Origin of the sequence: Pseudomonas sp. NBRC 111130 (assembly GCF_001320485.1) — a bacterium.
In the GTDB taxonomy this organism is placed as follows: Bacteria; Pseudomonadota; Gammaproteobacteria; order Pseudomonadales; family Pseudomonadaceae; genus Aquipseudomonas; species Aquipseudomonas vlassakiae.
On sequence record NZ_BCBG01000003.1, the window covers coordinates 75295 to 97806 of the forward strand.

The 22512-nt window shown below is 63.5% G+C and carries 20 protein-coding genes; 11 read left to right on the plus strand and 9 right to left on the minus strand.

Translation table 11 applies throughout. From position 1 onward, the window contains the following. Window positions 1-4: 4 nt before the first annotated feature. Window positions 5-3454, minus strand: a complete 3450-nt coding sequence (gene mfd, locus APH33_RS01725) for a transcription-repair coupling factor (RefSeq protein WP_054883496.1) — start codon at window positions 3452-3454, stop codon at window positions 5-7. A gap of 168 nt (window positions 3455-3622) precedes the next feature. On the opposite strand from mfd, the gene APH33_RS01730 reads away from it, so the two are divergent. From APH33_RS01730 to sthA, 3 genes are all read left to right on the plus strand, one after another. Further along, on the plus strand, window positions 3623-5086 hold the full coding sequence (locus APH33_RS01730; protein ID WP_054883497.1) for a glyceraldehyde-3-phosphate dehydrogenase: 1464 nt from the start codon (window positions 3623-3625) through the stop codon (window positions 5084-5086). Window positions 5087-5310: 224 nt separating this feature from the next. Beyond that, complete coding sequence (locus tag APH33_RS01735) at window positions 5311-6282, plus strand: FAD:protein FMN transferase (RefSeq protein WP_099815454.1); 972 nt, start codon at window positions 5311-5313, stop codon at window positions 6280-6282. Between the two features lie 202 nt (window positions 6283-6484). Next, window positions 6485-7879 (plus strand): Si-specific NAD(P)(+) transhydrogenase, encoded by a 1395-nt coding sequence (gene sthA, locus APH33_RS01740; protein WP_054883499.1) that lies wholly within the window; start codon window positions 6485-6487, stop codon window positions 7877-7879. Between the two features lie 48 nt (window positions 7880-7927). On the opposite strand, the gene APH33_RS01745 is transcribed toward sthA, so the two are convergent. Both APH33_RS01745 and APH33_RS01750 read right to left on the minus strand, forming a co-directional pair. Next, entirely contained in the window at window positions 7928-8644 is a 717-nt protein-coding gene (locus APH33_RS01745; RefSeq protein ID WP_054883500.1) for a glycerophosphodiester phosphodiesterase, read from the minus strand. A 30-nt stretch (window positions 8645-8674) separates the two neighbouring features. Beyond that, on the minus strand, window positions 8675-9259 hold the full coding sequence (locus APH33_RS01750) for a PilZ domain-containing protein (RefSeq protein ID WP_054883501.1): 585 nt from the start codon (window positions 9257-9259) through the stop codon (window positions 8675-8677). Between the two features lie 93 nt (window positions 9260-9352). Between APH33_RS01750 and APH33_RS01755 the strand changes: the two genes are divergently transcribed. The 3 genes from APH33_RS01755 to APH33_RS01765 are packed head-to-tail and all read left to right on the plus strand — an operon-like array spanning window position 9353 to window position 12595. Continuing rightward, on the plus strand, window positions 9353-10603 hold the full coding sequence (locus APH33_RS01755; protein ID WP_054883502.1) for a lipoprotein-releasing ABC transporter permease subunit: 1251 nt from the start codon (window positions 9353-9355) through the stop codon (window positions 10601-10603). A gap of 7 nt (window positions 10604-10610) precedes the next feature. Next, a complete protein-coding gene (gene lolD, locus APH33_RS01760; RefSeq protein ID WP_176506135.1) occupies window positions 10611-11294 on the plus strand; it encodes a lipoprotein-releasing ABC transporter ATP-binding protein LolD in 684 nt (227 codons plus the stop codon). A gap of 59 nt (window positions 11295-11353) precedes the next feature. Beyond that, the gene (locus tag APH33_RS01765; RefSeq protein ID WP_054883504.1) at window positions 11354-12595 is read left to right on the plus strand and encodes a lipoprotein-releasing ABC transporter permease subunit; all 1242 of its coding nucleotides are present in this window, start codon (window positions 11354-11356) and stop codon (window positions 12593-12595) included. Between the two features lie 39 nt (window positions 12596-12634). On the opposite strand, the gene APH33_RS01770 is transcribed toward APH33_RS01765, so the two are convergent. Together APH33_RS01770 and cinR are read right to left on the minus strand one after the other, a co-directional pair. Beyond that, window positions 12635-13978 (minus strand): heavy metal sensor histidine kinase, encoded by a 1344-nt coding sequence (locus tag APH33_RS01770; RefSeq protein ID WP_177332329.1) that lies wholly within the window; start codon window positions 13976-13978, stop codon window positions 12635-12637. Continuing rightward, entirely contained in the window at window positions 13978-14658 is a 681-nt protein-coding gene (gene cinR / locus APH33_RS01775) for a two-component system response regulator CinR (RefSeq protein ID WP_054883505.1), read from the minus strand. Before cinR ends, APH33_RS01770 begins: the two co-directional genes overlap by 1 nt. Window positions 14659-14905: 247 nt before the next feature. On the opposite strand from cinR, the gene APH33_RS01780 reads away from it, so the two are divergent. Together APH33_RS01780 and queF are read left to right on the plus strand one after the other, a co-directional pair. After that, complete coding sequence (locus APH33_RS01780) at window positions 14906-15433, plus strand: plastocyanin/azurin family copper-binding protein (protein ID WP_054883506.1); 528 nt, start codon at window positions 14906-14908, stop codon at window positions 15431-15433. Between the two features lie 68 nt (window positions 15434-15501). After that, on the plus strand, window positions 15502-16332 hold the full coding sequence (gene queF / locus APH33_RS01785; protein WP_054883507.1) for an NADPH-dependent 7-cyano-7-deazaguanine reductase QueF: 831 nt from the start codon (window positions 15502-15504) through the stop codon (window positions 16330-16332). Window positions 16333-16371: 39 nt separating this feature from the next. Here the strand turns inward: queF and APH33_RS01790 are convergent, their stop codons facing one another. Both APH33_RS01790 and APH33_RS01795 read right to left on the minus strand, forming a co-directional pair. Further along, window positions 16372-16635, minus strand: coding sequence for a DUF4404 family protein (locus tag APH33_RS01790; RefSeq protein ID WP_054883508.1), 264 nt, complete (start codon window positions 16633-16635; stop codon window positions 16372-16374). Window positions 16636-16758: 123 nt separating this feature from the next. Beyond that, on the minus strand, window positions 16759-17322 hold the full coding sequence (locus APH33_RS01795) for a hypothetical protein (protein ID WP_054883509.1): 564 nt from the start codon (window positions 17320-17322) through the stop codon (window positions 16759-16761). Between the two features lie 189 nt (window positions 17323-17511). Between APH33_RS01795 and APH33_RS01800 the strand changes: the two genes are divergently transcribed. Continuing rightward, window positions 17512-18219 carry a VacJ family lipoprotein gene (locus APH33_RS01800; RefSeq protein ID WP_054883510.1) on the plus strand — a complete coding sequence of 236 codons (708 nt, stop codon included), beginning with the start codon at window positions 17512-17514 and terminating at the stop codon, window positions 18217-18219. Window positions 18220-18270: 51 nt separating this feature from the next. Here APH33_RS01800 and APH33_RS01805 read toward each other — a convergent pair whose 3' ends face one another. Continuing rightward, window positions 18271-18570 (minus strand): PilZ domain-containing protein, encoded by a 300-nt coding sequence (locus APH33_RS01805; RefSeq protein WP_054883511.1) that lies wholly within the window; start codon window positions 18568-18570, stop codon window positions 18271-18273. A 270-nt stretch (window positions 18571-18840) separates the two neighbouring features. Between APH33_RS01805 and rssB the strand changes: the two genes are divergently transcribed. Next, the gene (gene rssB / locus APH33_RS01810; protein WP_054883659.1) at window positions 18841-20025 is read left to right on the plus strand and encodes a two-component system response regulator RssB; all 1185 of its coding nucleotides are present in this window, start codon (window positions 18841-18843) and stop codon (window positions 20023-20025) included. Then, window positions 20022-20504: an anti-sigma factor antagonist RssC gene (rssC, locus tag APH33_RS01815; protein WP_027919583.1), complete on the plus strand. Its 483-nt coding sequence runs from the start codon at window positions 20022-20024 to the stop codon at window positions 20502-20504. Before rssB ends, rssC begins: the two co-directional genes overlap by 4 nt. Window positions 20505-20644: 140 nt before the next feature. Here the strand turns inward: rssC and APH33_RS01820 are convergent, their stop codons facing one another. Then, window positions 20645-22486, minus strand: a complete 1842-nt coding sequence (locus APH33_RS01820) for an alkaline phosphatase D family protein (RefSeq protein ID WP_054883512.1) — start codon at window positions 22484-22486, stop codon at window positions 20645-20647. Window positions 22487-22512: the final 26 nt, after the last annotated feature.

A 22512-nucleotide genomic window follows, 5' to 3' on the forward strand; every position in this document is an offset into this window, starting at 1 on the left:
TTCCTTAGGCAGGCTGTGGGGTCAGGCGCTCGAACAGCGCCTCCAAGGTGTTGAAGCGTTCTTCGGGGCGTTCCATCGGTACCAGGAAACGGAACTGCGTCGCGCCTTCGAACTTGTAGCGTTTGGGCTGGCTCTGGATCAGCTTGATCAGGGTCAGCGGGTCGACCGGGGTCTCGGCCTCGAATTCGAGCTTGCCGCCATTGGGGCCGGCGTCGACTTTCTTGATGCCGAGGGTTTCCGCCTGCAGCTTGAGCTGGGTCAGGCGCATGAGGTTCTTGGTCGGCTCGGGCAGCAGGCCGAAGCGGTCGATCATCTCAACCTGCAAGTCCTTCAAGCCCTCTTCGTCGGCCGCCGAGGCGATGCGCTTGTAGAGGATCAGGCGGGCGTGCACGTCGGGCAAATAGTCCTCGGGGATCAGCGCCGGCAGGCGCAGGTTGATCTCCGGGCCGCCGCCCAGCGGCTGCTCGAGGTTTGGCTGGGTGCCTTTGCGGATCGCCTTGACCGCACGTTCGAGCATTTCCATGTACAGGGTGAAGCCCACGGCCTGGATCTGCCCGCTCTGGCCTTCACCAAGCAACTCGCCGGCACCGCGGATTTCCAGGTCGTTGGTGGCCAGCACGAAGCCGGCACCGAGGTCCTGGGTGTTGGCGATGGCTTCCAGGCGCTTTTCGGCGTCGGCGCTGATCTTCTGGCGCTGCGGCGTCAGCAGGTAGGCGTAGGCCTGGTGGTGGCTACGGCCAACCCGGCCACGCAGCTGGTGCAGCTGGGCCAGGCCGAACTTGTCGGCGCGCTCGATGACGATGGTGTTGGCACTGGGCACGTCGATACCGGTCTCGATGATGGTCGAGGCGATCAGCACGTTGAAGCGCTTGTGGTAGAAGTCGCTCATCACCTGTTCCAGTTCGCGCTCGCGCATCTGCCCGTGGCCGATGCCGATACGCGCTTCCGGGACCAGCTCGGCCAGTTCGGCGGCGCACTTTTCGATGGTTTTCACATCGTTGTGCAGGTAGTACACCTGGCCACCGCGCAGCAGTTCACGCAGCAGCGCCTCTTTGACCGTGCTCTTGTTCTGCTCCATGACGAAGGTACGCACCGACAGGCGCCGCGCCGGCGGGGTGGCGATGATCGACAGGTCGCGCATGCCCGCCACCGCCATGTTCAGCGTACGCGGGATCGGTGTGGCGGTCAGGGTGAGGATGTCCACTTCGCTGCGCAGGGCCTTGAGCTGCTCTTTCTGGCGCACGCCGAAGCGGTGTTCCTCGTCGATGATGGCCAGGCCCAGGTCCTTGAAGCGCACGTCATCCTGCAGCAGCTTGTGGGTACCGATGAGGATGTCGATCTTGCCTTCGGCGAGGTCGGCGGCCGCTGCGGCCACTTCCTTGGCCGACTTGAAGCGGCTCATCACTTCGACCTTCACCGGCCATTCGGCAAAGCGGTCGCGGAAGCTGTTGTAGTGCTGCTGGGCGAGCAGGGTGGTGGGCACCAGCACCGCCACCTGGCGGCCACTGTGCACGGCAATGAAGGCGGCGCGCATGGCCACTTCGGTCTTGCCGAAGCCGACGTCGCCACACACCAGGCGGTCCATCGGCTTGGGCGCCAGCATGTCGAGCCGCACCGCCTCGATCGCTGCTTGCTGGTCAGGGGTTTCCTCGAACGGGAAGCCTGCGCTGAAAGTGGCGTAGTCAGCGGCGGGGTCAGCGAAGGCATAGCCCTTGCGCGCCGCGCGGCGGGCATAGATGTCGAGCAGCTCGGCCGCCACGTCGCGGACCTGTTCGGCGGCCTTGCGCTTGGCTTTCTGCCAGGCTTCGGAACCCAGCCGGTGCAGCGGCGCCAGGGCGTCATCGCTGCCGGTGTAGCGGGCGATCAGGTGCAGGTTGGCCACCGGCACATACAGCTTGGCGCCCTCGGCGTATTCCAGGGTGAGGAATTCGGCGGCCTGGCCGTCGATCTCCAGGGTGGCCAGGCCCAGGTAGCGGCCCACGCCATGGTCGATATGCACCACCGGCGCGCCTTCGCGCAGTTCGGTGAGGTTCTTGATCACCGCGTCGTTGGCAGCCTCGCCGCGTTTTTCACGGCGCCGACGCTGCATCACGCGCTGGCCGAACAGCGGGCTCTCGGCAACCAGGGCGACGGCCGGGTCGTCCAGCAGCAAGCCGTCGTCGAGCGGGGCGATGGTGATCGCCAGGCGTTCGCCGCCGGTAATGAAGTCGGCCCAGCTGTCGACCGTCTGTGGGCGCAGCTTGAGGCGTTCGAGCAGTTCCAGCAGTACCTCGCGGCGGCCCGCCGATTCGGCGGTGAACAGCACGCGGCCGCTGAACTGATCGAGGAACTCGGCCAGCGCCGCCAGCGGCTGGTTGGCCTTGGCTTCGATGGCAAGGTTGGGCAGGCTGCGCGCAGGGAAGCGCTCGCGGCCGACACCGGTTTCGATGTCGTCGGGGCTGACCACCACCCGTGGCCACTGCTTGAGTTGGGCGAAGCAGTCTTCCACCGGCAGGAACAGCTCGGCTGGCGGCAGCAGCGGGCGGGTCAGGTCGCCGCGGCGTTCTTCATAGCGCCCGCGCACGTCGCTCCAGAAGTGCTCGGCAGCCTGCTCGACGCCTGGCAGCGAGAACACCTGGGTGTCGGCGGGGAGGTAGTCGAACAGGGTCGAGGTTTCTTCGAAGAACAGCGGCAGGTAGTACTCGATGCCGGCGGGGATGATGCCGCTGGCCAGGTCCTGGAAGATCGCGCTGCGGCGGAAGTCGACATCGAAACGCTCACGGAAACGCGCCTTGAAGCGGGTCACCTCTTCCTTCTGCATGGGGAACTCGCGCGCCGGCAGCAGGCGGATCGAGTCGACCTTGTCGATCGAGCGCTGGGTTTCCGGGTCGAAGGTGCGCAGGGTCTCGATCTCGTCATCGAACAGGTCGATGCGATAAGGCAGTTTGCTACCCATCGGGAACAAGTCGATCAGCGCGCCACGCACGGCGAACTCACCATGCTCGTAGACCGTGTCTACGCAGCGGTAGCCGGTGGCCTCAAGGCGCGTGCGCATCTGCTCGACGTCAATGGTCTGGCCCACGTCGAGCACCAGGCTGCTGCCCAGCAGGAAGCGCGTGGGGGCCAGGCGGTGCAGGGCGGTGGTGATCGGCACCACCAGAATGCCGTGGCTCAGTTCGGGCAACCGGTAGAGGCTGGCGATACGCTGGGAAATGATGTCCTGGTGCGGCGAGAACAGGTCGTAGGGCAGGGTTTCCCAATCGGGGAACGGCAGCACCGGCAGGTCCGGGGCAAAGAAGCGAAGTTCCTGTTCCAGACGATCGGCTGCCTGGCTGTCGGCGGTCAGCAGCAGGGTGAAGCGACCCGCGCTGCTGGCGGCCTCGGCGATGGCCAGGCTGAGGGCGGCCCCGGGCAGGTTGCCCCAGGTTTGTTTGCCGGCCGTGGCCGACATTTGCGGAAGGCGCAGAACTGACACGGGAGATTGCACTCCAAGCGTTGCGGCAAAGAGATCGATTGTACCGGTGACGGTGCCTGCTGTCAGGCTTCACAGGCCATGAACAGCAGGCTTTGCCATCGGCGACAGGCGCTCATTGCCGGTTACGCGCTGGGGCGTCATAATGTAGCCCCTTTTTTCTGTCCCTACATGTGGAAGGTTCCCGTGACTCAGAAGCCCGACCAGTGTCTTGGTGAGTGGATCGATCGTGAAGCGCTGGCTGAAGCGATGATCCCGCTTATCGGTCAGCTCTACCGCAACAACAATGTGGTGAGCTCGATTTATGGCCGCAGCCTGATCAACCGTTCGGTTATCTCGATCCTCAAAGCCCACCGCTTTGCGCGTCACCGTCAGACCGACGAGACCGAACTGTCCGTACACGAGACATTCCCCCTGCTCAAGGCCATGAGCGAGCTGAAACTGGGCGCCGCTTCGGTCGACCTGGGCAAGCTGGCCAACAAGTTCAAGCAGGAGGGCAACGGCCGCACTGCCGAGCAGTTCGTCCGTGAAGAGCTGGCCGACGTGGTTGGCCAACAGAACGCTTCGGCCCGCAAGGGTACCGACGTCGTCCTGTACGGCTTCGGTCGCATCGGCCGCCTGCTGGCGCGCATCCTGATCGAGAAGACCGGTGGCGGCGACGGCCTGCGTCTGCGTGCCATTGTCGTGCGCAAAGGCGCCGAGAACGACCTGGTCAAGCGTGCCAGCCTGCTGCGCCGTGACTCGGTGCATGGCCCGTTCGATGGCACCATCACCATCGATGAAGCCAACAACACCATCACTGCCAACGGCAACCTGATCCAGGTCATCTACGCCAAGAGCCCGAGCGAAGTCGACTACACCCAGTACGGCATCAACAATGCGCTGATCGTCGACAACACCGGTGTATGGCGTGACGCCGATGGCCTGGGCCAGCACCTGGCCTGCCCGGGCGCTGCCCGCGTGATCCTCACTGCGCCGGGCAAGGGCGCGCTGAAGAACATCGTGCATGGCATCAACCACGGCGACATCACTGCCGATGACAAGATCATCTCGGCAGCTTCGTGCACCACCAACGCCATCGTGCCGGTGCTCAAGGCCATCAATGACCAGTACGGCATCGTCAACGGCCACGTCGAAACCGTTCACTCGTTCACCAACGACCAGAACCTGATCGACAACTTCCACAAGGGCAGCCGCCGTGGCCGTGCCGCGCCGCTGAACATGGTCATCACCGAAACCGGCGCCGCCACCGCTGCCGCCAAGGCGCTGCCAGTGCTGAAGGGCAAGCTGACCGGCAACGCCATCCGCGTTCCGACGCCGAACGTTTCGATGGCCATTCTCAACCTGAACCTTGAGAAGCCGACCACCCGCGACGAAATCAACGAGTACCTGCGCCAGACCGCCATGCACTCGGAACTGCACAAGCAGATCGACTACGTCAGCTCGCAAGAAGTGGTTTCGACCGACTTCGTCGGATCGCGCCACGCCGGTGTGGTGGATGCCGAGGCGACCATCGCCAACGACAACCGCGTTGTCCTGTACGTCTGGTACGACAACGAATTCGGTTACAGCTGCCAGGTCGTTCGCGTGATGGAAGAGATGTCGGGTGTGAACCCGCCAGCGTTTCCACGCTGATTCGCTTGTAAGCGCATGAAAAAACGGGAACCTTCGGGTTCCCGTTTTTTTTGCCTGGCAATTGTTGTTGCCTGTGCCGGCCTCTTCGCGGGCTTGCCCGCTCCCACAGGGATATCACTGCTTTCAAGGCTTGTGATATCCCTGTGGGAGCGGGCAAGCCCGCGAAGAGGTAGGTACAGACAATCGAGATCTCGATATTGCGTGCACTTCTCTCAATCCTGTTGATGCTCCTCACCGCCTGCAACCAAGGCCCGACCCTGGAACGCCTGGGCGGCCCGACCATGGGCAGCAGCTACAGCATCCAGTACGTCCGCGAACCCGGCGGCCCGGCACCGGCCCAGGTCCAGGCGGCGGTCGAGACCATCCTCAACGACATCGACCAGCATTACTCGACCTACCGCGGCGACTCCACCGTCAGCCAGTTCAACCTGCTGCCCGCCAACCAGTGCATGGCTTTGCCGCCCGACATGCTTGAGCTGGCCGCATTCGGCCAGCACCTGGCCGAACAGAGTGATGGCGCTTTCGACCTCACCGTCGAGCCATTGCTCGACCTCTGGGGGTTCGGCCCGCAAGCCCGCCAGGAGCAGGTGCCCGATCCGCTGGCCCTGGCCCAGGCCCGCCAGCGCGTCGGTTACCACCACCTGCGCATCGACGGCCAGGCACTGTGCAAGGACGCTGCGGTGCAACTGGATTTCAACAGCATCGCTGCTGGCCACGCCGTCGACCTGATCGCCGAGCGCCTGCGCGCCATGGGCGTGGCCAGTTTCATCGCCGAAGCCACCGGTGAGCTCAAGGCCGTGGGCCGCAAGCCCGACGGCAGCCCCTGGCGCATCGCCCTTGAATTGCCGCGCGAAGACCGGCAGATCGCCCGCCAGATCATCCCGGTCAATGGCCTGGGGGTGTCGACCTCGGGTGACTATCGCCACTATTTCGAGGAGAATGGCCGGCGCTATTCACACACGTTCGACGCACGCCTGGGGCGCCCGGTCGACCACGACCTGGCCGCGGTCACCGTGCTCGATGCCTCGGCGCTGCAGGCCGATGGCTATTCGACCCTGTTGCTGATCCTGGGGCCAGAGCGCGGCTGGGATTTTGCCCTGGCCCATGATCTGGCTGCGGTTTTGGTGACTCGGGCAGACGGTGGCTTCGTCTCCCGAGCGACCCCTGCATTCGAGCAGGCGGTGAAAGGCGATTGAAAGCGTTGCCAGGGATGATCGCCGCCAGGGATCGGTGAATGACATGTAGTGCAGGCAAAATTGGCCTACGACGCGACCAAGGGTTAATGTGCGCGGCGTTCACGCTTGATTAGACTGCACCCGAATTTTCTCATGACGCCCCGGCGGCATGATCGAGCCCCGCGGGTAACCGTAACCCCGGGCCAGTTCTGAAGGAGTACGCATGGCTGTCTACAACTACGACGTAGTGGTGCTGGGTTCCGGCCCGGCCGGTGAAGGCGCGGCAATGAACGCCGCCAAAGCGGGGCGCAAGGTGGCAATGGTCGACAGCCGCCGTCAGGTCGGCGGCAACTGCACCCACCTGGGCACCATCCCGTCCAAGGCGCTGCGTCACTCGGTGCGGCAGATCATGCAGTTCAACACCAACCCGATGTTCCGTGCCATCGGTGAGCCGCGCTGGTTCTCGTTCCCGGACGTACTCAAGAGCGCCGAGAAGGTCATTGCCAAGCAGGTTGCGTCGCGTACCGGCTACTATGCCCGTAATCGCGTTGATCTGTTCTTCGGTACTGGCAGCTTCGCCGACGAGCAGACCGTCGAAGTGGTGTGCCCGAATGGCGTGGTCGAGAAGCTCAACGCCAAGCACATCATCATTGCCACCGGCTCGCGCCCGTACCGCCCGGCCGACATCGACTTCCACCACCCGCGCGTCTATGACAGCGACACCATCCTCAGCCTGAGCCACACCCCGCGCAAGCTGATCGTCTACGGCGCCGGCGTGATCGGTTGCGAGTACGCCTCGATCTTCAGCGGCCTGGGCGTGCTGGTCGAGTTGGTCGACAACCGCGGTCAGCTGCTGAGCTTCCTCGATTCGGAAATTTCCCAGGCGCTGAGCTACCACTTCAGCAACAACAACATCACCGTGCGCCACAACGAGGAGTACGAGCGGGTCGAGGGCCTGGACAACGGCGTCATCCTGCACCTGAAGTCGGGCAAGAAGATCAAGGCCGACGCCTTGCTGTGGTGCAACGGCCGTACCGGCAACACCGACAAGCTGGGCCTGGAAAACATCGGCATCAAGGTCAACAGCCGTGGCCAGATCGAGGTCGACGAGGCCTACCGCACCAGCGTGCCGAACGTCTATGGCGCCGGTGATGTGATCGGCTGGCCAAGCCTGGCCAGTGCTGCCCATGACCAGGGCCGTTCGGCTTCTGGCAGCATCGTCGATAACGGCAGCTGGCGCTTCGTCAATGACGTGCCGACCGGCATCTACACCATCCCGGAGATCAGCTCGATCGGCAAGAACGAGCAGGAGCTGACCCAGGCCAAGGTGCCATACGAAGTGGGCAAGGCGTTCTTCAAGAGCATGGCGCGCGCGCAGATCGCCGGCGAGCCGCAAGGCATGCTGAAGATCCTGTTCCACCGCGAAACCCTGGAAATCCTCGGCGTGCACTGCTTCGGCTACCAGGCTTCGGAAATCGTTCACATCGGCCAGGCGATCATGAACCAGCCAGGCGAGCAGAACAATCTGAAGTACTTCGTCAACACCACGTTCAACTACCCGACCATGGCCGAAGCCTATCGGGTAGCTGCCTACGACGGCCTGAACCGGCTTTTTTAACCGGCTCCGGCCGGTGGCCTGAGCCGGTCGGGGAGACCGATTTCAGCCCTACCCGAGGGTGGTCTTGGCCAAACCGGGAAAGTCTGTAATCAGGCTGTCCACGCCAAAATCAGCGAGCCGGCGCATCAGTGCCGGTTCGTTGACCGTCCACACCGACACATGCAAGCCCTGACCCTGTGCCTTGAGCAGGCGCTCTGGGGTGCACAGCGTCCAGTTCAACGCCAGCAGCTCGCAGCCATAATTCTGCGCGACCTTCAACGGGTCGAGCCAGGCGTACTCGGCTACCAGCCCGCGTTTCACATCCGGTACCAGCTCCTGGGCCGCGCCCAGTACTTCCCGTGAGCTCGAGGTGATGGTCACCTTGTCCAGCAGGCCGTATTGCTGCGCCAGTTCGCGGATCGCCAGCACGGTGGTGGCGGCGCGGGTGCGCGAGGCGCTCTTGACCTCCAGCTGCCAGTGCTCGAACGGACACTTCTCGAACAGTTCCTCAAGTTTCGGGATGGGGCAGGGCTGCACGTGGCCCGGGCCGCCCTTGCGCGCATCGATCATGACCAGCTCGGCAGCCGGGTGCTCGACCACCTTGCCGCGCCGGCCGGTGGTGCGCTTGAGGGTAGGGTCGTGGATGACCATCAGTTCGTTGTCGGCCGACAGGTGCAGGTCCAGTTCGCAGCGGGTCACGCCGTGTGACAGGCACTGCTGAAAACTCTTCAGGGTATTTTCGGGGGCTTCGCCCTTGGCGCCGCGGTGGCCATAGATCAGGGTCACGTTCGTTCCTTCAAATCAGGGGGATAGGGCTCAGGAGGCGGGGCCGTCTTGTTCCAGTTGCTGGCGCCGTTGCTGCTGTTGGCGTTGCAGGATGTAGCGGGCCAGCAGTTGCCGTTGGGCATCGGTCATGTCGGTGAATTCCGTGCCCACCTCGAAATCGCCGTCCGGGCGCCGGTCGCAGTGGGTGACCTTGCCGCGCAGCAGCAGGCCGTGGGCGCGTGGCATCAGCACCATCTTCACTTTCACCCGGGTGCCGGGGGCGATCTGCCGCGGTTGCGCGAACTCGATGCCCCCTTCGGAGATGATCACCCGTTGTGGTTGGCCGATTTCGCCGAGCAGGGTTTGCGCGACAACGGCGCTGAGCAGGTCGAGGCGTTTGTTCTGCGCCCGCAGGAATGCTGCGAGGGTGCGGTCCTTCTCGCTCAGCTGGCGCAGCAGGTGCTGCGACTCGAAGTCGGACAGGTGTAATTCGCTGAGCAGGTTGAACAGCGGCGAATCATCCTCCAACAGTTCTGCTTCAAGGGCTTCGGCCGCGCTGAGGGGGCTGATTTCCAGTGCGATCCGATCTTCGATGCGGTAGTATTCGCGGCGATCTTCTTCGTCTAATGTCGTCATGGCGAACCCATGGTTGCGGCGGTGGTCCGAGTGTAAAGCCGCCGTAGGCGCCTCGCCACAAGGACGTTCCCTTTCATCCGAACAAGCCCCGACATGTTCAGACCTCTTTTCGCATTCATCGGTACGCGTTACACCCGTGCCAAGCGCCGTAATCACTTCGTCTCGTTCATTTCCCTGACCTCGATGATCGGCCTCGCCCTGGGCGTGGTGGTGATGATCGTGGTGCTCTCGGTCATGAACGGTTTCGACCACGAGATGCGTACCCGCGTGTTGGGGATGATCCCCCACGCCACGCTGGAGAGTGGCCAGCCGATCAACGACTGGTCTGCCCTTGCCCAACAAGTAAAGCAGAATCCGCACGTGCTGGCGGTTGCTCCGTACACGCAGATGCAGGGCCTGCTGACCCATGATGGCAAGGTGCAGAAGGTGTTGCTCAATGGCATCGACCCGGCGCGCGAGCGCGAGGTGTCGATCATCGACAACTTCATCCAGCAAGGCAGCCTCGACAAGCTGGCGGCCGGGGAGTGGGGCATCATGATCGGCGACAAGGCCGCAGCCAAGCTGGGCGTCGCCATCGGCGACAAGCTGACCTTCGTCGCTCCCGAGGTCAGCGTGACCCCGGCCGGGATGTTCCCGCGCATGAAGCGCTTCACCGTGGTCGGCACCTTCCACGTTGGCGCTGGCGAGATCGACGGCTACCTGGGCCTGACCCACATCACCGACCTGTCCCGCCTGCACCGCTGGAAGCCGGACCAGGTACAGGGCCTGCGCCTGAAGTTCGACGACCTGTTCCAGGCGCCGCGAGAGGCCTGGAGCATCGCCCAGCAGCTCGGTGACCAGGAATACTACAGCCGCGACTGGACCCGCACCCACGGCAACCTGTACCAGGCGATCCGCATGGAAAAGGCCATGATCGGCCTGCTGTTGCTGCTGATCGTCGCGGTGGCGGCGTTCAACATCATTTCCACCCTGGTGATGGTGGTCAACGACAAGCGCGGCGATATTGCCATCTTGCGTACCCTGGGTGCCACGCCCGGGCAAATCATGCTGATCTTCATGGTTCAGGGCACGGTGATCGGGGTGATCGGCACCCTGATCGGCGCCGTGGTCGGGATCGTCGCTGCGCTGAATGTCAGCGCGGTGATCGCCGGCATCGAGAAACTGATCGGGCACAAGTTCCTCAACGCCGACGTCTACTTCATCGATTACCTGCCGTCGCAGATCCAGGCCCAGGACGTTTACATGGTCTGTGGTGCGGCGCTGGTCCTGAGTTTCTTCGCCACCCTGTACCCGGCCTGGCGTGCGGCCCGCACCCAGCCTGCAGAGGCGCTACGTTATGAGTGAGTCGCGCATGAGTGATAAAGCCGTTCTGAGTTGCCGCAACCTGGGCAAGTCCTACGACGAGGGCCCGGAGTCGGTGCAGGTGCTGTCCGGGCTCAACCTGGAGCTGCACGCTGGTGAGCGTGTGGCCATCGTCGGCAGCTCGGGCTCGGGCAAGAGCACCTTGCTCAACCTGCTAGGTGGCCTCGACCGGCCGACCCAGGGCAGCGTATGGCTGGCCGGCGAAGAGCTGTCGGCCCTTGGCGAGCGCGCCCGCGGCCTGCTGCGCAACCGCGAGCTGGGTTTCGTCTACCAGTTCCACCACCTGTTGCCAGAGTTCACCGCCATGGAGAACGTGTGCATGCCGCTGCTGATCGGCCGCACTGCCATCCCGGAAGCCCGTGAGCGTGCCGAGGCGTTGCTCAAGCGGGTCGGCCTGGGCCATCGCCTGCACCACAAGCCGGCCGAGCTGTCCGGTGGCGAGCGCCAGCGCGTGGCGATCGCCCGCGCCCTGGTCAACCGCCCGGGCCTGGTGATGCTCGACGAGCCGACCGGCAACCTCGACCATCACACCGCCCAAGGCATCCAGGAACTGATGCAGGAGCTGTCCAGTGCGTCGCGTACCGCCTTCCTGGTGGTGACTCACGACCTCAACCTGGCGCGCCAGATGGACCGCGTGCTGAAGCTCGACGACGGCCACCTGGTGGCGATCTGACCGAGTGCACGGGGTGGCAGCGCTGCCCCGTTTTCCCGTTTTAATTGGGTGTTTCCTACATGTTCAGACCCTTGCCCATCTTCATCGGCGCACGCTATACCCGGGCCAAGCGCCGCAACCACTTCATCTCGTTCATCTCGATGACCTCGATGATCGGCCTGTCGCTGGGCGTGCTGGCGATGATCGTGGTGCTGTCGGTGATGAACGGCTTCCAGCGTGAAATGAGCTCGCGCATTCTCGGCCTGGTGCCGCATGCCTCGATCCTTGGTGTGCAACCGTTGGACGACTGGCACAAGGCGGCCGACGCTGCGCTGCAGAACCCGGCGGTGATGGCCGCAGCGCCGATCACCGAGATGGAAGGCATGCTTTCCTACAAGGGCGCGATGCAGCCGATCCAGGTCAGCGGCATCGACCCGGCCGAGGAAGGCAAGGTTTCGATCGTCGGCCAGCACATCGTCCAGGGTCGCCTGCAGGACCTGCAGCCGGGTGAGTACGGTGTGGTCATCGGTGAACTGACCGCACGGCGCTTCCGCCTCAACACGGGCGACAAGCTGACCCTGATCGTGCCGGAAATCAGCAAGGAGCCAGGGGGCATCACCCCGCGCATGCAGCGCCTGACCGTGGTCGGCATCTTCAAGGTCGGTGCCGAACTGGACGGCTCGCAGGCCTACATGCACGTGGCCGATGCCGGTGAAATGCAGCGCTGGGCGCCGGGCCAGGTCCAGGGTGTGCGCCTGAAGCTGCATGACCTGTATGCCGCGCCACAGGTGTCCAAGGCGATCGCTGCCAGCCTGGGCGATCGCTACCGTGCCGACGACTGGTCGCACACCCAGGGCAGCCTGTTCAGCGCGATGAAGATGGAAAAGACCATGATCGGCCTGTTGCTGCTGATGATCATCGCGGTGGCCGCATTCAACATCATCGCCACCCTGGTGATGGTGGTGAACGACAAGGGGCCGGACATCGCCATTCTGCGCACCCTGGGTGCCACGCCGGCACAGATCATGGGCACGTTCATGGTCCAGGGCAGCTTGATCGGCATTGTCGGCACCCTGATCGGCGGTGTGTTCGGGGTACTTGCAGCGCTCAATGTCAGCCAGATCGTCGGCTGGCTGGAGCGGGTGAGCGGGCAGCACATCTTCACCTCGGATGTTTACTTCGTCAGCAGCTTGCCGTCCGAGCTGCAGGGCGGGGATGTGCTGATGATCTGTGCTGCCGGGTTGGTAATGAGCTTCCTGGCGACCATCTATCCTGCTTACCGGGCGTCGCAGGTACAGCCGGCGATAGGCCTGGCAGTTTGATGTCTGCCTGAGCTGCGGGGCTGCAAAGCAGCCCCGCTTTCACCTGGTTTCAGGTAATTCGATCACAAAGCGTGTCCAGCCCCCCTGGCTCTGCACCGAAATGCTGCCGCCATGGGCCTGCACGATCGAACGGGTGATCGCCAACCCCAACCCCGCATGTTCGCTGCTGCCTTCCCGCCGCGCCGGGTCCACCCGGTAAAACCGATCAAACAGGCGCGGCAACGCCGCCGCTTCGATTGCTACCCCGGTATTGGCCACGCAGATTCGCAAACCCGGCCCCAAGGTTACCCGTACCTGCCCGCCCCTGGGTGTGAAGCGCAAGGCATTGTCGAGGAGGTTCGACAGCGCCCGGCGCAGCATGGGCCGGTCCCCCTGCAGTACCGCCTCGCCTTCGCGCAGCAGCTGCACGTCATTGTCCTCGGCCAGCGGTGCGTAGTACTCCAGCAATGCGTCCACGTCATCGTGCAGGGCCAGGGCTGTTTGCCCAGGCACCAACAAGCCGTGGTCGGCCTTGGCGAGGAACAGCATGTCGTTGATCATCTGCGCCATCCACTGCAGTTCCTCGAGGTTGCCATGCAGTGCCTCGCGGTACTCCTCCAGGCTGCGCGGGCGGGTGAGGGTGACCTGGGTGTGGGTCAGCAGGTTGGACAGCGGCGTGCGCAACTCGTGGGCGATGTCGGCGGAGAACGCCGACAGGCGCTGGAAGGCGTCGTCCAGGCGCTGGAGCATGGCGTTGACGGTCGTGGCCAGTTCCGCGAGCTCCTCGGGCATCTGCGCCACCGGCAGGCGCGTGGTCAATGAGCGCGCCGACACGCTGGCGGCTACCCGGCCCATCTGGCGCAAGGGGCGCAAGCCACTGCGTGCGGCCCAGGCACCGAGCAGGGCGGTGGCCAGCGCCGACAGCCCGACGGTGAGCCAGATCAGGCGCTGCATGCCCTGCAAGAAGTGCTGGTGATGGGTGATGTCGAGAAACAGCGTCAGTTGCGCAGGCGTCTGAGCGTCCGGCGGCACAGACAGGCTTCGATAATCGATGCCGTCGGCGTGAAGGGTCGTAAGCCCCGGCGTTGACGGCGTGCTGGGCAGGCTGTCACGGCTGGCGAACCAGGTCGCACCGTCGCGGCCAGCGATGCGCAGCGCCAGGTCTGCCTGATGGCTCAGCTCGTTGCGCAGGGCAGGCAGGCGGCCTTGCAATTCACCAGGCCCCTGCAGGCCAGCGAGCTGGCTGCGAAACAGAGAAAGGCGCGACTCCAGCAGTTGCTGGTCCAGTTCGATGAAATGCTGCTCGCTGGCGCGGTTGAACAGCAGCCCAGCGCCCAGCGACACGGCGGCGGTACAGGCGGCAAACAGCAGCGCCAGGCGCGTGCCGAGGGAAAGCCTGCGCATCAGTCGTGACGCTCTTCGAGCACGTAGCCCATGCCGCGCACGGTATGGATCAGCTTGTTCGGGTGCGGGTCGTCGATCTTCAGGCGCAGGCGGCGGACCGCCACTTCGATCACGTTGGTGTCGCTGTCGAAATTCATGTCCCACACTTGCGAGGCAATCAGCGATTTGGGCAGCACCTCACCCTGGCGGCGCAGCAGCAGTTCGAGCAAGGCGAACTCCTTGGCGGTCAGGTCGATGCGTGTGCCCGCCCGTTCGGCGCGGCGGCGGATCAGGTCCAGGCGCAGGTCGGCCAGGCCCAGGGTAGTGTCCTGGCTGGGGCTGGCGCCCCGGCGCAGCAGGCTGCGTACCCGGGCCAGCAGCTCAGAGAAGGCGAAGGGCTTGACCAGATAGTCATCGGCGCCCAATTCAAGGCCGTGCACGCGATCTTCGACGGCGTCGCGGGCGGTAAGGAACAGCACCGGAGTGTCCAGCCCGGCAGAGCGCACCGCTTGCAGAATCTGCCAGCCGTCACGCCCGGGCAGCATCACGTCGAGAATCAGCAGGTCGTGGTCGCCTGTCAGGGCCAGGTACTGGCCGGTTTCGCCGTCGGTGGCCAGTTCGGTGGCAAACCCGGCTTCGCTCAAGCCCTGGCTCAGGTACTGGCCGGTGCGGGCCTGGTCTTCGACGATCAGCAGTTTCATGCTCAATCCACAATCAGAGGGTTGACGCGGTTCCTTGTGGGAGCGGGTTTACCCGCGAATGCGTCGGTGCGTTCACTACAGCATTCGCGGGTAAACCCGCTCCCACAGGGGGGATGTAATGGCAGAAATGATACGTGACTAACTTGTGCCTCGGCCAAGCTGACAAAGTTGTAATCTCCCCGTCAGCTAACCGCCAGCCGTGCCCTTCTAGAGTGGTCTCATCCCGCCGTGATCTTTCGGAGTCATCATGAAGCACCTGTTCGTCGCCGCTGCGTTGGCCCTGGCCAGCCTGCCCACCCTGGCTGGCGAGGCGAAAGCCTTCGCTTTCGGCGAGCCCGCTCCGGCGGCCAAGGCCACCCGCACCGTCGAAGTGGTGCTCAAGGACATCGCCTTCGAGCCCAAGAACCTGCACGTCAAAGCCGGTGAGACCGTGCGCTTCGTGCTGATCAACGAAGGCAAGCTGCCCCATGAGTTCAACCTCGGTGACAAGGCCATGCATGCCGAACACCAGAAGGAAATGATCGCCATGCAGGGCAAGATGTACAACGCTGCCATGCAGCATGAGGGCATGGACCATTCGCAGATGGGCCACGCACCCGCCAAGCCGATGGACCACGGTGCCCACGGCCACGACGGCGGCAATACCGTGCTGCTGCAGCCTGGCCAGCGCGCCGAGCTGACCTGGACGTTCCGGAAGTCGGCGCCGATCGAATTCGCCTGCAACGTGCCCGGGCATTACCAGGCCGGTATGGTCGGTGAGCTGACCATCGAGTGACTGGCACTCCAAGGCGGGGTGCAAAACCGGTAGACTAGGGGCAATTTCGAACCTCCAGGTCAGTTTCCATGCATCCCGCCGCCGAACACTCTCCGCTGGGCAAGTCCAGCGAATACATCGCCACCTACACGCCCTCGCTGCTGTTCCCGATCCCGCGCACGGCCAAGTGGGCTGAGCTGGGTGTGACTGCCCAGACTTTGCCGTGGCAGGGCGTGGACTACTGGAACTGCTTCGAGCTGTCGTGGCTGCTGCCCTCGGGCAAACCGGTGGTGGCCATCGGCGAGTTCGCCATTCCGGCCGATTCGCCGAACATCATCGAGTCGAAGTCGTTCAAGCTCTACCTCAACTCGTTGAATCAGACCGTGTTTGCCTCGATCGGCGAGCTCCAGGCGTGCCTGGTCAAAGACCTTTCGGCGGCCGCTGGCAAACCCGTCGATGTGCAGGTGCGGACCTTGGCAGAAGTGGAGGCCCAAGGCGTGGTCGCGTTGCCTGGGCAGTGCATCGATGCGCTGGATGTGGCGATCGACAACTACGAGCAGCCGCAACCGGAGCTGTTGAGCTGCCACCCGGAGCGCATCGTCGAAGAGACCGTGCACAGCCACCTGCTCAAATCCAATTGCCCGGTGACCGGCCAGCCGGACTGGGGTAGCGTGGTGGTCGAGTACAAGGGCAGGGCGCTTGACCATGCCAGCCTGCTGACCTACCTGATCAGCTTTCGCCAGCATGCCGACTTCCATGAGCAGTGCGTGGAGCGGATTTACCTGGACTTGAAGAACCTGCTGCAGCCTGAGCACCTGACGGTGTATGCGCGGTACGTACGCCGCGGCGGGCTGGATATCAACCCGTACCGCAGCACCGGAGCGATCAGCCCGGCGAACCGGCGGCTGGTCCGGCAGTAATTTGCATGTAATCGGGGCCGCAAAGCGGCCCCAGATGTTTCAGATCCCCATACTGTGCAGCGAGTTGGCGATGCTGCGCAGTGTCGCGGTCAAGTCCGGGTGATCGGCCTCGAAACGTTCGATCGCCAGGTTCACCCCGTCAACCACGTTGTTGTCCGGCGTGGCTTCCTCGAGCTTCAACTGCGCTTCGATCTGCCTGGCCTCTTCGTGCAAGGCGGCCAGTTCTTCATCCGTAAGCGGTATGTTGCGGTCCAGTTGCTCGCGCAGGCTGTTCAAGCGCTCTTGCAATTCGCGGGCAGGCATTGGCTGTTCTCCATCAATGGCTTGGCAAGGCATGGACCTCAGCGAAGCGGCAAAGGTTCTCGCCTGTCTCCTAGCGTAATCCACTCGCTGGCGCTTTGCATGATCGACATCAATGGCGCTGTGTCAGGGTTTTTCGCCCTTGCTGCAACGCAGGGCGATGTCGGCAAGGCAGGCGTCCAGTTCATCGAGGTGGTCGATCACCGAATGTACCCCCAGGCTGAACAACCCCAGAGTGGCCTTGCCACGCGCCAGGTCCTGCTCTTGCTGGGTCATGGCCTGCCATTGCCTGGTGGAGGCGTCGCACGAGGGGCTGCAGGCCGCCAGGCCCACCGTCCACAAGCCGGCGTTGAGCCCCGATTGCAGCAGCTTTGGCTCACCGCTGACCAGCACGCAACCTTCCAGACGTTCGCTGCCCAGGCTCATCAAGGCCTGCCAGCAGGCGTTTGGCGCCGGCCAGTGCACACCATTGACCGAGTGGCCCGGCAGCCAGGCGGGGAGAACGCTGGCAAGGCGCCTGCTTTGCAGGCTGCCGAGATCGTCCAGCCAGATGCACGGCACCTGGGCGTGGCGCAGGCCGGCCAGGGCTTCGAGGGCGCCAGGGGCGGGCAGGGGGGTGCCGTCGGTGGCCTGGACCAGGCAACCGCGCAGGCCGAACAGCACAGCGGTAATGGCGGGTGCAGCGAGCATGGTAACGTCCCTGAAATAGTCCGCAGGCTATTGGACGATTGTTACCGTGCCGTGACGGGCAACAGTTGTTCACAAATTATTGAGCAAAAATGTGTAAGGCTGTTTATCAGCGTACAAGGCTCTATACTGCCGCCGTACAGCAGCGCTCACGTGGCGTTTGCGACCGAGAATTTCGATGGAGAAACATCTATGCGTAGGATCGGTGCCGGTGTGATCGAACGAGTCACCCAGGCCTGTGTCTGCGCCAGCTTGTTGCTGGCGCCCGTGGCAGCCACCCATGCCGCCACCGAGGAAGATCCCTGGGAAGCGGTCAACCGCCCGATCTTCCGTTTCAACGATGCGATCGATACCTATGGCCTCAAGCCGTTGGCCAAGGGCTACCAGTGGGTCACCCCGCAGTTCTTGCAGGATGGCATCCACAACATGTTCAACAACGTTGGTGATGTCACCAACCTGGCCAACGACGTGCTGCAATTCAAGCCCCATGCGGCAGGCGTCGACACGGCGCGGCTGATCGTCAATACGGTGTTCGGCATCGGTGGCTTCTTCGATGTCGGCAGCAAGATGGGCTTGCAGCGCAACGACGAAGACTTCGGCCAGACCCTCGGTCACTGGGGCGTGCCCAGCGGTCCATACGTCGTGATCCCGCTACTCGGCCCGAGCACCGTGCGTGACGGCCTGGCCAAGTACCCGGACTCCTATACCGAACCCTACCGATACATCAACGATGTGCCGGTGCGTAATTCGATCTTCGCCCTCAACGTAGTCGACACGCGCGCCAGCCTGCTGTCGGCCGAGAAGCTGATCCAGGGAGACAAGTACATCTTCATCCGCAATGCCTACCTGCAGAACCGCGAGTTCAAGGTCAAGGATGGCGAAGTCGAAGACGACTTCTGATCCTGGCATGCATGAAAACGGCGACTTTCGGGTCGCCGTTTTCATTTCAGCTCAATGCATGGCCAGGATGCGCAGGCCAAATTTCTGCTGCCCGCCGGGTTGATTGGCGATCCACACCACTTCGGTGCTGGCATGCAACCCCTTGAGTGCGGGGTGATCGGATTCGATGCGCACCTCCAGGGGGTCACCCACCTTGAATTGCTGCGGCGCCTGCACCTGCATGCCGCCGCTGGAAAGGTCCAGGCAGATCGCCGCGATGACCTGCCCCTCATGCAGCAGGCTGACCTCGGTGTCGATGCGCATGCGGATGAAATCGCGTTTTTCGCTGTGGCTGGTGGGCGTGTGAGGCATGCTGCATCCTTCCCAATAGGTAGTACTGGTTGGCGTTTTTATAACTCTCGGTGATTTACCCTGTAAAGAGCAGCGAACTCGACCGACGTATGCTTGAAACGCCTGGCGGATGGGAGTACCGTCTGCGCCTTACGAGGTAGCTCGACTGGTTGCCTGGGCCGCGTTCTTGGCCTACAACTCAAGTAGAGTGATACTACAGAGTATTCCAGCAGTTGGATGTCAGCCTTGCAGACGCCCCTGCACCACCCCAAATCGGCGCCGTTCGCCCACATGCAGAAAATCAGTGCAACGCTGCTGATCATCGATGATGACGACGTGGTCCGTGCGAGCCTCGCCGCCTATCTGGAAGACAGTGGCTTCAGCGTCCTCCAGGCCGGAAATGGCCAGCAGGGGCTTCAGGTCTTTGAAGAACACCAGCCCGACCTCGTGATCTGCGATCTGCGCATGCCGCAGATGGGCGGCCTCGAACTGATCCGCCAGATCAGCGAGCGTGCGCCGCAGTTGCCGGTGATCGTGGTCTCGGGTGCCGGCGTGATGAGCGACGCGGTCGAGGCCTTGCGCCTGGGGGCCGCCGACTACCTGATCAAGCCGCTGGAAGACTTGGCCGTGCTCGAGCACTCGGTACGCCGGGCGCTTGACCGTTCGCGCCTGGTGCTGGAAAACCAGCGCTACCGCGACAAGCTGGAAGCGGCCAACCGCGAACTGGAGGCCAGCCTGCACCTGTTGCAGGAGGACCAGACCGCTGGTCGCCAAGTGCAGATGAACATGCTGCCAGAAAGCCCCTGGAAGCTCGGCGAGTTCTCTTTCGAGCACCAGATCATTCCATCGCTGTACCTGTCGGGCGATTTCGTCGACTACTTCCGCGTGGATGAGCGGCGCATTGCCTTCTACCTGGCCGATGTCTCCGGGCACGGCGCGTCGTCGGCGTTCGTCACGGTGCTGCTGAAGTTCATGACCACACGGCTGTTGTTCGAATTCAAGCGCAACAGCAAGCTACGCGAGTTCAAGCCTTCGGAAGTGCTCAGCCACATCAACCGTGGTTTGATCAACTGCAAGCTGGGCAAGCACGTGACCATGGTCGGTGGCGTGATCGACGAAGAAACCGGCCTGCTGACCTATGCCGTGGGCGGCCACCTGCCGCTGCCGGTGCTGTTTACCCCCGGCCGAGCCCGCTACCTGGAAGGCCGAGGCCTGCCGGTAGGGTTGTTCGACGAAGCGAGCTACCAGGACTTGGTGATCGAGCTGCCGCCGCAGTTCAGCCTGAGCCTGATGTCCGACGGCATTCTGGACCTTTTGCCGGGGCATACGCTCAAAGATAAAGAAGCTGCCTTGCCGGATATCGTCAAGGCGGCGGGGGGTAGCCTGGATGGGCTGCGCCAACGATTCGGATTGGCTACGCTTGGGGAGATGCCGGATGATATCGCCCTATTGGTGTTGAGCAGGAACCTTCAATGAGTACCGGTAGAATCCAGTTCGCCGAGCAGAGCGGTACCTTTGTGCTGAAATTCGTCGGTGAAGTGCGCCTGACCCTGTGTTCGGCGCTGGATGCGACGATCGAGAAGATTTTCACCGCACTGAACTTCTCGACCATCGTCATCGACCTGACCGAAACCGAAAGCATCGACAGCACCACCCTGGGCCTGCTGGCCAAGCTGTCGATCCTGTCGCGGCAGAAGGTGGGCCTGTTGCCGACCGTGGTTACCACCAACCCGGATATTTCGCGGCTGCTGCAATCGATGGGCTTCGACCAGGTGTTCAACATCGTCGACCGCCCGGTGCCGCGCCCTGAGTGCCTGACCGACCTGCCGTCGCAGGATCAGAACGAAGATGTAGTACGCTCCAAGGTGCTGGAGGCGCACAAGATTCTCATGGGGCTCAATGACTCCAACCGCGAAGCGTTCCATGACCTGGTGAATGCGCTGGAGCGCACCTGATCTGGCAGCCTGCGCTGGCCCCTTCGCGGCTAAAGCCGCTCCCACAGTTCCTCCACAGACCTCAAGGCAGGTGAGATCCCTGTACGAGCGGCTTTAGCCGCGAAGAGGCCAGCAAGGCCTCCACAACCTCACTAGGCAAGTCACTCTCGCTGTGCGAACTCGGTCGCCTCACTGCCATCCGCGCTCAGTTGCAGCACCCGCGCCGGTCGCCCCTGCTCATCGAAGAACACCTGCCCCAACCCCGCCCCATTCCACAACCGCTCCCCGGCCTTGCTGCGGCTGGGTGGGCGGGGCACAACCTCCATCTGCCGGCGCTTGGTAAACCAGTTCAATGGTGAACGTGGCGAGTACAACCAGCGGTTGAGCCTGTCGAGCACGTTCAGCAAGCGCCGCGGGAACTCGTTCTTGATCCCGCTGCTGGTCACCTGCCAGAGGTGCGGGCTGCGTTGGCGATGGCGGATCAGCACCTCATAGACGAATGAATAATGCACATCGCCCGAGAGGATCACGTAGTGCCCCGGCGTGCGCGAATGGCGGAAGATGTTGAGGATCACCTGCGCTGCGCCGCGGTGGGCCATCCAGTTCTCGGCATCCACCAGCAACGGGTAGCCCAGCCAGCTGAACACCTTCTGCACGGTCTCGATCAGCTTGACGCCAAAGACCGGAGCCGGTGACACGATGATTGCCGAAGGATGGTCCAGCAGCGCCTGCTGCAGCTCGCACAGCGCTTCCCAGTCGAGCAGGCCGGACGGCTTGCCCAGGTCGCTCTCGCTGCGCCAACGGCGGGTGCGGGTGTCCAGCACCAGCAGCGGCGGCTCGCTGGGCAGGCTGTATTGCCAGCCCTGGAAGCGCAGGAGCTCACTGATCAGCTCGTCCTGCTGCTGGCTCAGCGCCTGGCACCGCCCGATCAGCGTGTTGCAGCCATCCGGGTCGTTACCCCAGGCCTGGCACAGCAGATAGCCCAATAACGCGTTGCCGATGATTCGTCGCGAGAAGGGGTGGCCATAGGCGGTTTCTTCCCATTGCGCGGAGAGGTTCCAGTCGTCGGTGATGTCGTGATCATCGAAGATCATCAGGCAGGGCAGGTGCGCCATCACCCGTGCCACGTCACCCAGGTTGGCGGCGAAAGCTTCGATCAGCGGCAGTTCCGTATGGTAGCGCGCCTGGTCATGCTGGCTCAGGCCGGCAGGCATGCCCAGGTCCACCAGGTGCCAGGGCGCGGGCGCCCATACCAGCAAGTACATGGCCATGACCTCGGCTAAGGTCACCAGGTGGTTGTCGGCATTGCTGGAAGAGAATATCGGTTTGCGCTTGCCGCCGAAGAAGCGTTCGCGCAGGGTTTCGTTGCGGGCCTGGGCCGGCAGCAGGTCGGCACGATGGTAGTAACTGGCAGCATGCCGGTAGAGCGCCTGGCTGTCGGTCACGACTGCGCCATCCAGCGCTTCGTCGAACAACCCCAGGCGTTCGATCAGCGAGTGAATGGCCCGCAGCATCGGGCCGGCGACGTCGTCGGCATACACCTGATCACCGCTCATCAAGAGCACGGCGGGGCGGTCCTCGGGGCGTTGGCAGGCCTGCAGCAGGCGGTCGGCGCAGAGCAGGCCGTCGGCGGCAGGGTAATGCGGTTTGCGACAGGACCCGTGCAGCAGCTGATCGAGGCGGTCACGCAGCACCAGGCTGGGGCGTTGGCTGCCGGGGTAGAGCAGGTGCGGGGCCCAGCCGGCAACGCCCTGGCCGTCGATCAGCAGGTCATAGGCGATGGCGACGTTGCGCGGCAGGGGCTCGGCGAAGTGGACGTCCAACAGGTGAACGAAGGCGTGCTGGCCGACGGCAATGACCTGGCAATCGACCTGGGCGGTGCCGTCGAAGATGAATTCAGGTTGCAGGGGTTGGCTGCCGACCAGCCAGATGGCCAGCCTTTGCGGTTCAAGGCGGCGCAGTACCGGGCCGGAGAGTACGAGGGGCAAGGGGGATGAGGTCATTTTGCCTTTGGGTTCGGAACGCGTTC

What these genes read in the sequence shown, in the direction of transcription:
- rssB (WP_054883659.1), top strand. Translation starts at nt 18,841, where the DNA reads ATGCAGAAAATCAGTGCAACGCTGCTGATCATCGATGATGACGACGTG.
- APH33_RS01820 (WP_054883512.1), bottom strand. Translation starts at nt 22,486, where the DNA reads ATGACCTCATCCCCCTTGCCCCTCGTACTCTCCGGCCCGGTACTGCGC.
- APH33_RS01755 (WP_054883502.1), top strand. Translation starts at nt 9,353, where the DNA reads ATGTTCAGACCTCTTTTCGCATTCATCGGTACGCGTTACACCCGTGCC.
- rssC (WP_027919583.1), top strand. Translation starts at nt 20,022, where the DNA reads ATGAGTACCGGTAGAATCCAGTTCGCCGAGCAGAGCGGTACCTTTGTG.
- APH33_RS01795 (WP_054883509.1), bottom strand. Translation starts at nt 17,322, where the DNA reads ATGCTCGCTGCACCCGCCATTACCGCTGTGCTGTTCGGCCTGCGCGGT.
- APH33_RS01735 (WP_099815454.1), top strand. Translation starts at nt 5,311, where the DNA reads ATGCTCCTCACCGCCTGCAACCAAGGCCCGACCCTGGAACGCCTGGGC.
- APH33_RS01780 (WP_054883506.1), top strand. Translation starts at nt 14,906, where the DNA reads ATGAAGCACCTGTTCGTCGCCGCTGCGTTGGCCCTGGCCAGCCTGCCC.
- APH33_RS01805 (WP_054883511.1), bottom strand. Translation starts at nt 18,570, where the DNA reads ATGCCTCACACGCCCACCAGCCACAGCGAAAAACGCGATTTCATCCGC.
- queF (WP_054883507.1), top strand. Translation starts at nt 15,502, where the DNA reads ATGCATCCCGCCGCCGAACACTCTCCGCTGGGCAAGTCCAGCGAATAC.
- lolD (WP_176506135.1), top strand. Translation starts at nt 10,611, where the DNA reads ATGAGTGATAAAGCCGTTCTGAGTTGCCGCAACCTGGGCAAGTCCTAC.
- APH33_RS01750 (WP_054883501.1), bottom strand. Translation starts at nt 9,259, where the DNA reads ATGACGACATTAGACGAAGAAGATCGCCGCGAATACTACCGCATCGAA.
- APH33_RS01765 (WP_054883504.1), top strand. Translation starts at nt 11,354, where the DNA reads ATGTTCAGACCCTTGCCCATCTTCATCGGCGCACGCTATACCCGGGCC.
- APH33_RS01790 (WP_054883508.1), bottom strand. Translation starts at nt 16,635, where the DNA reads ATGCCTGCCCGCGAATTGCAAGAGCGCTTGAACAGCCTGCGCGAGCAA.
- APH33_RS01770 (WP_177332329.1), bottom strand. Translation starts at nt 13,978, where the DNA reads ATGCGCAGGCTTTCCCTCGGCACGCGCCTGGCGCTGCTGTTTGCCGCC.
- cinR (WP_054883505.1), bottom strand. Translation starts at nt 14,658, where the DNA reads ATGAAACTGCTGATCGTCGAAGACCAGGCCCGCACCGGCCAGTACCTG.
- APH33_RS01730 (WP_054883497.1), top strand. Translation starts at nt 3,623, where the DNA reads ATGTGGAAGGTTCCCGTGACTCAGAAGCCCGACCAGTGTCTTGGTGAG.
- APH33_RS01800 (WP_054883510.1), top strand. Translation starts at nt 17,512, where the DNA reads ATGCGTAGGATCGGTGCCGGTGTGATCGAACGAGTCACCCAGGCCTGT.
- sthA (WP_054883499.1), top strand. Translation starts at nt 6,485, where the DNA reads ATGGCTGTCTACAACTACGACGTAGTGGTGCTGGGTTCCGGCCCGGCC.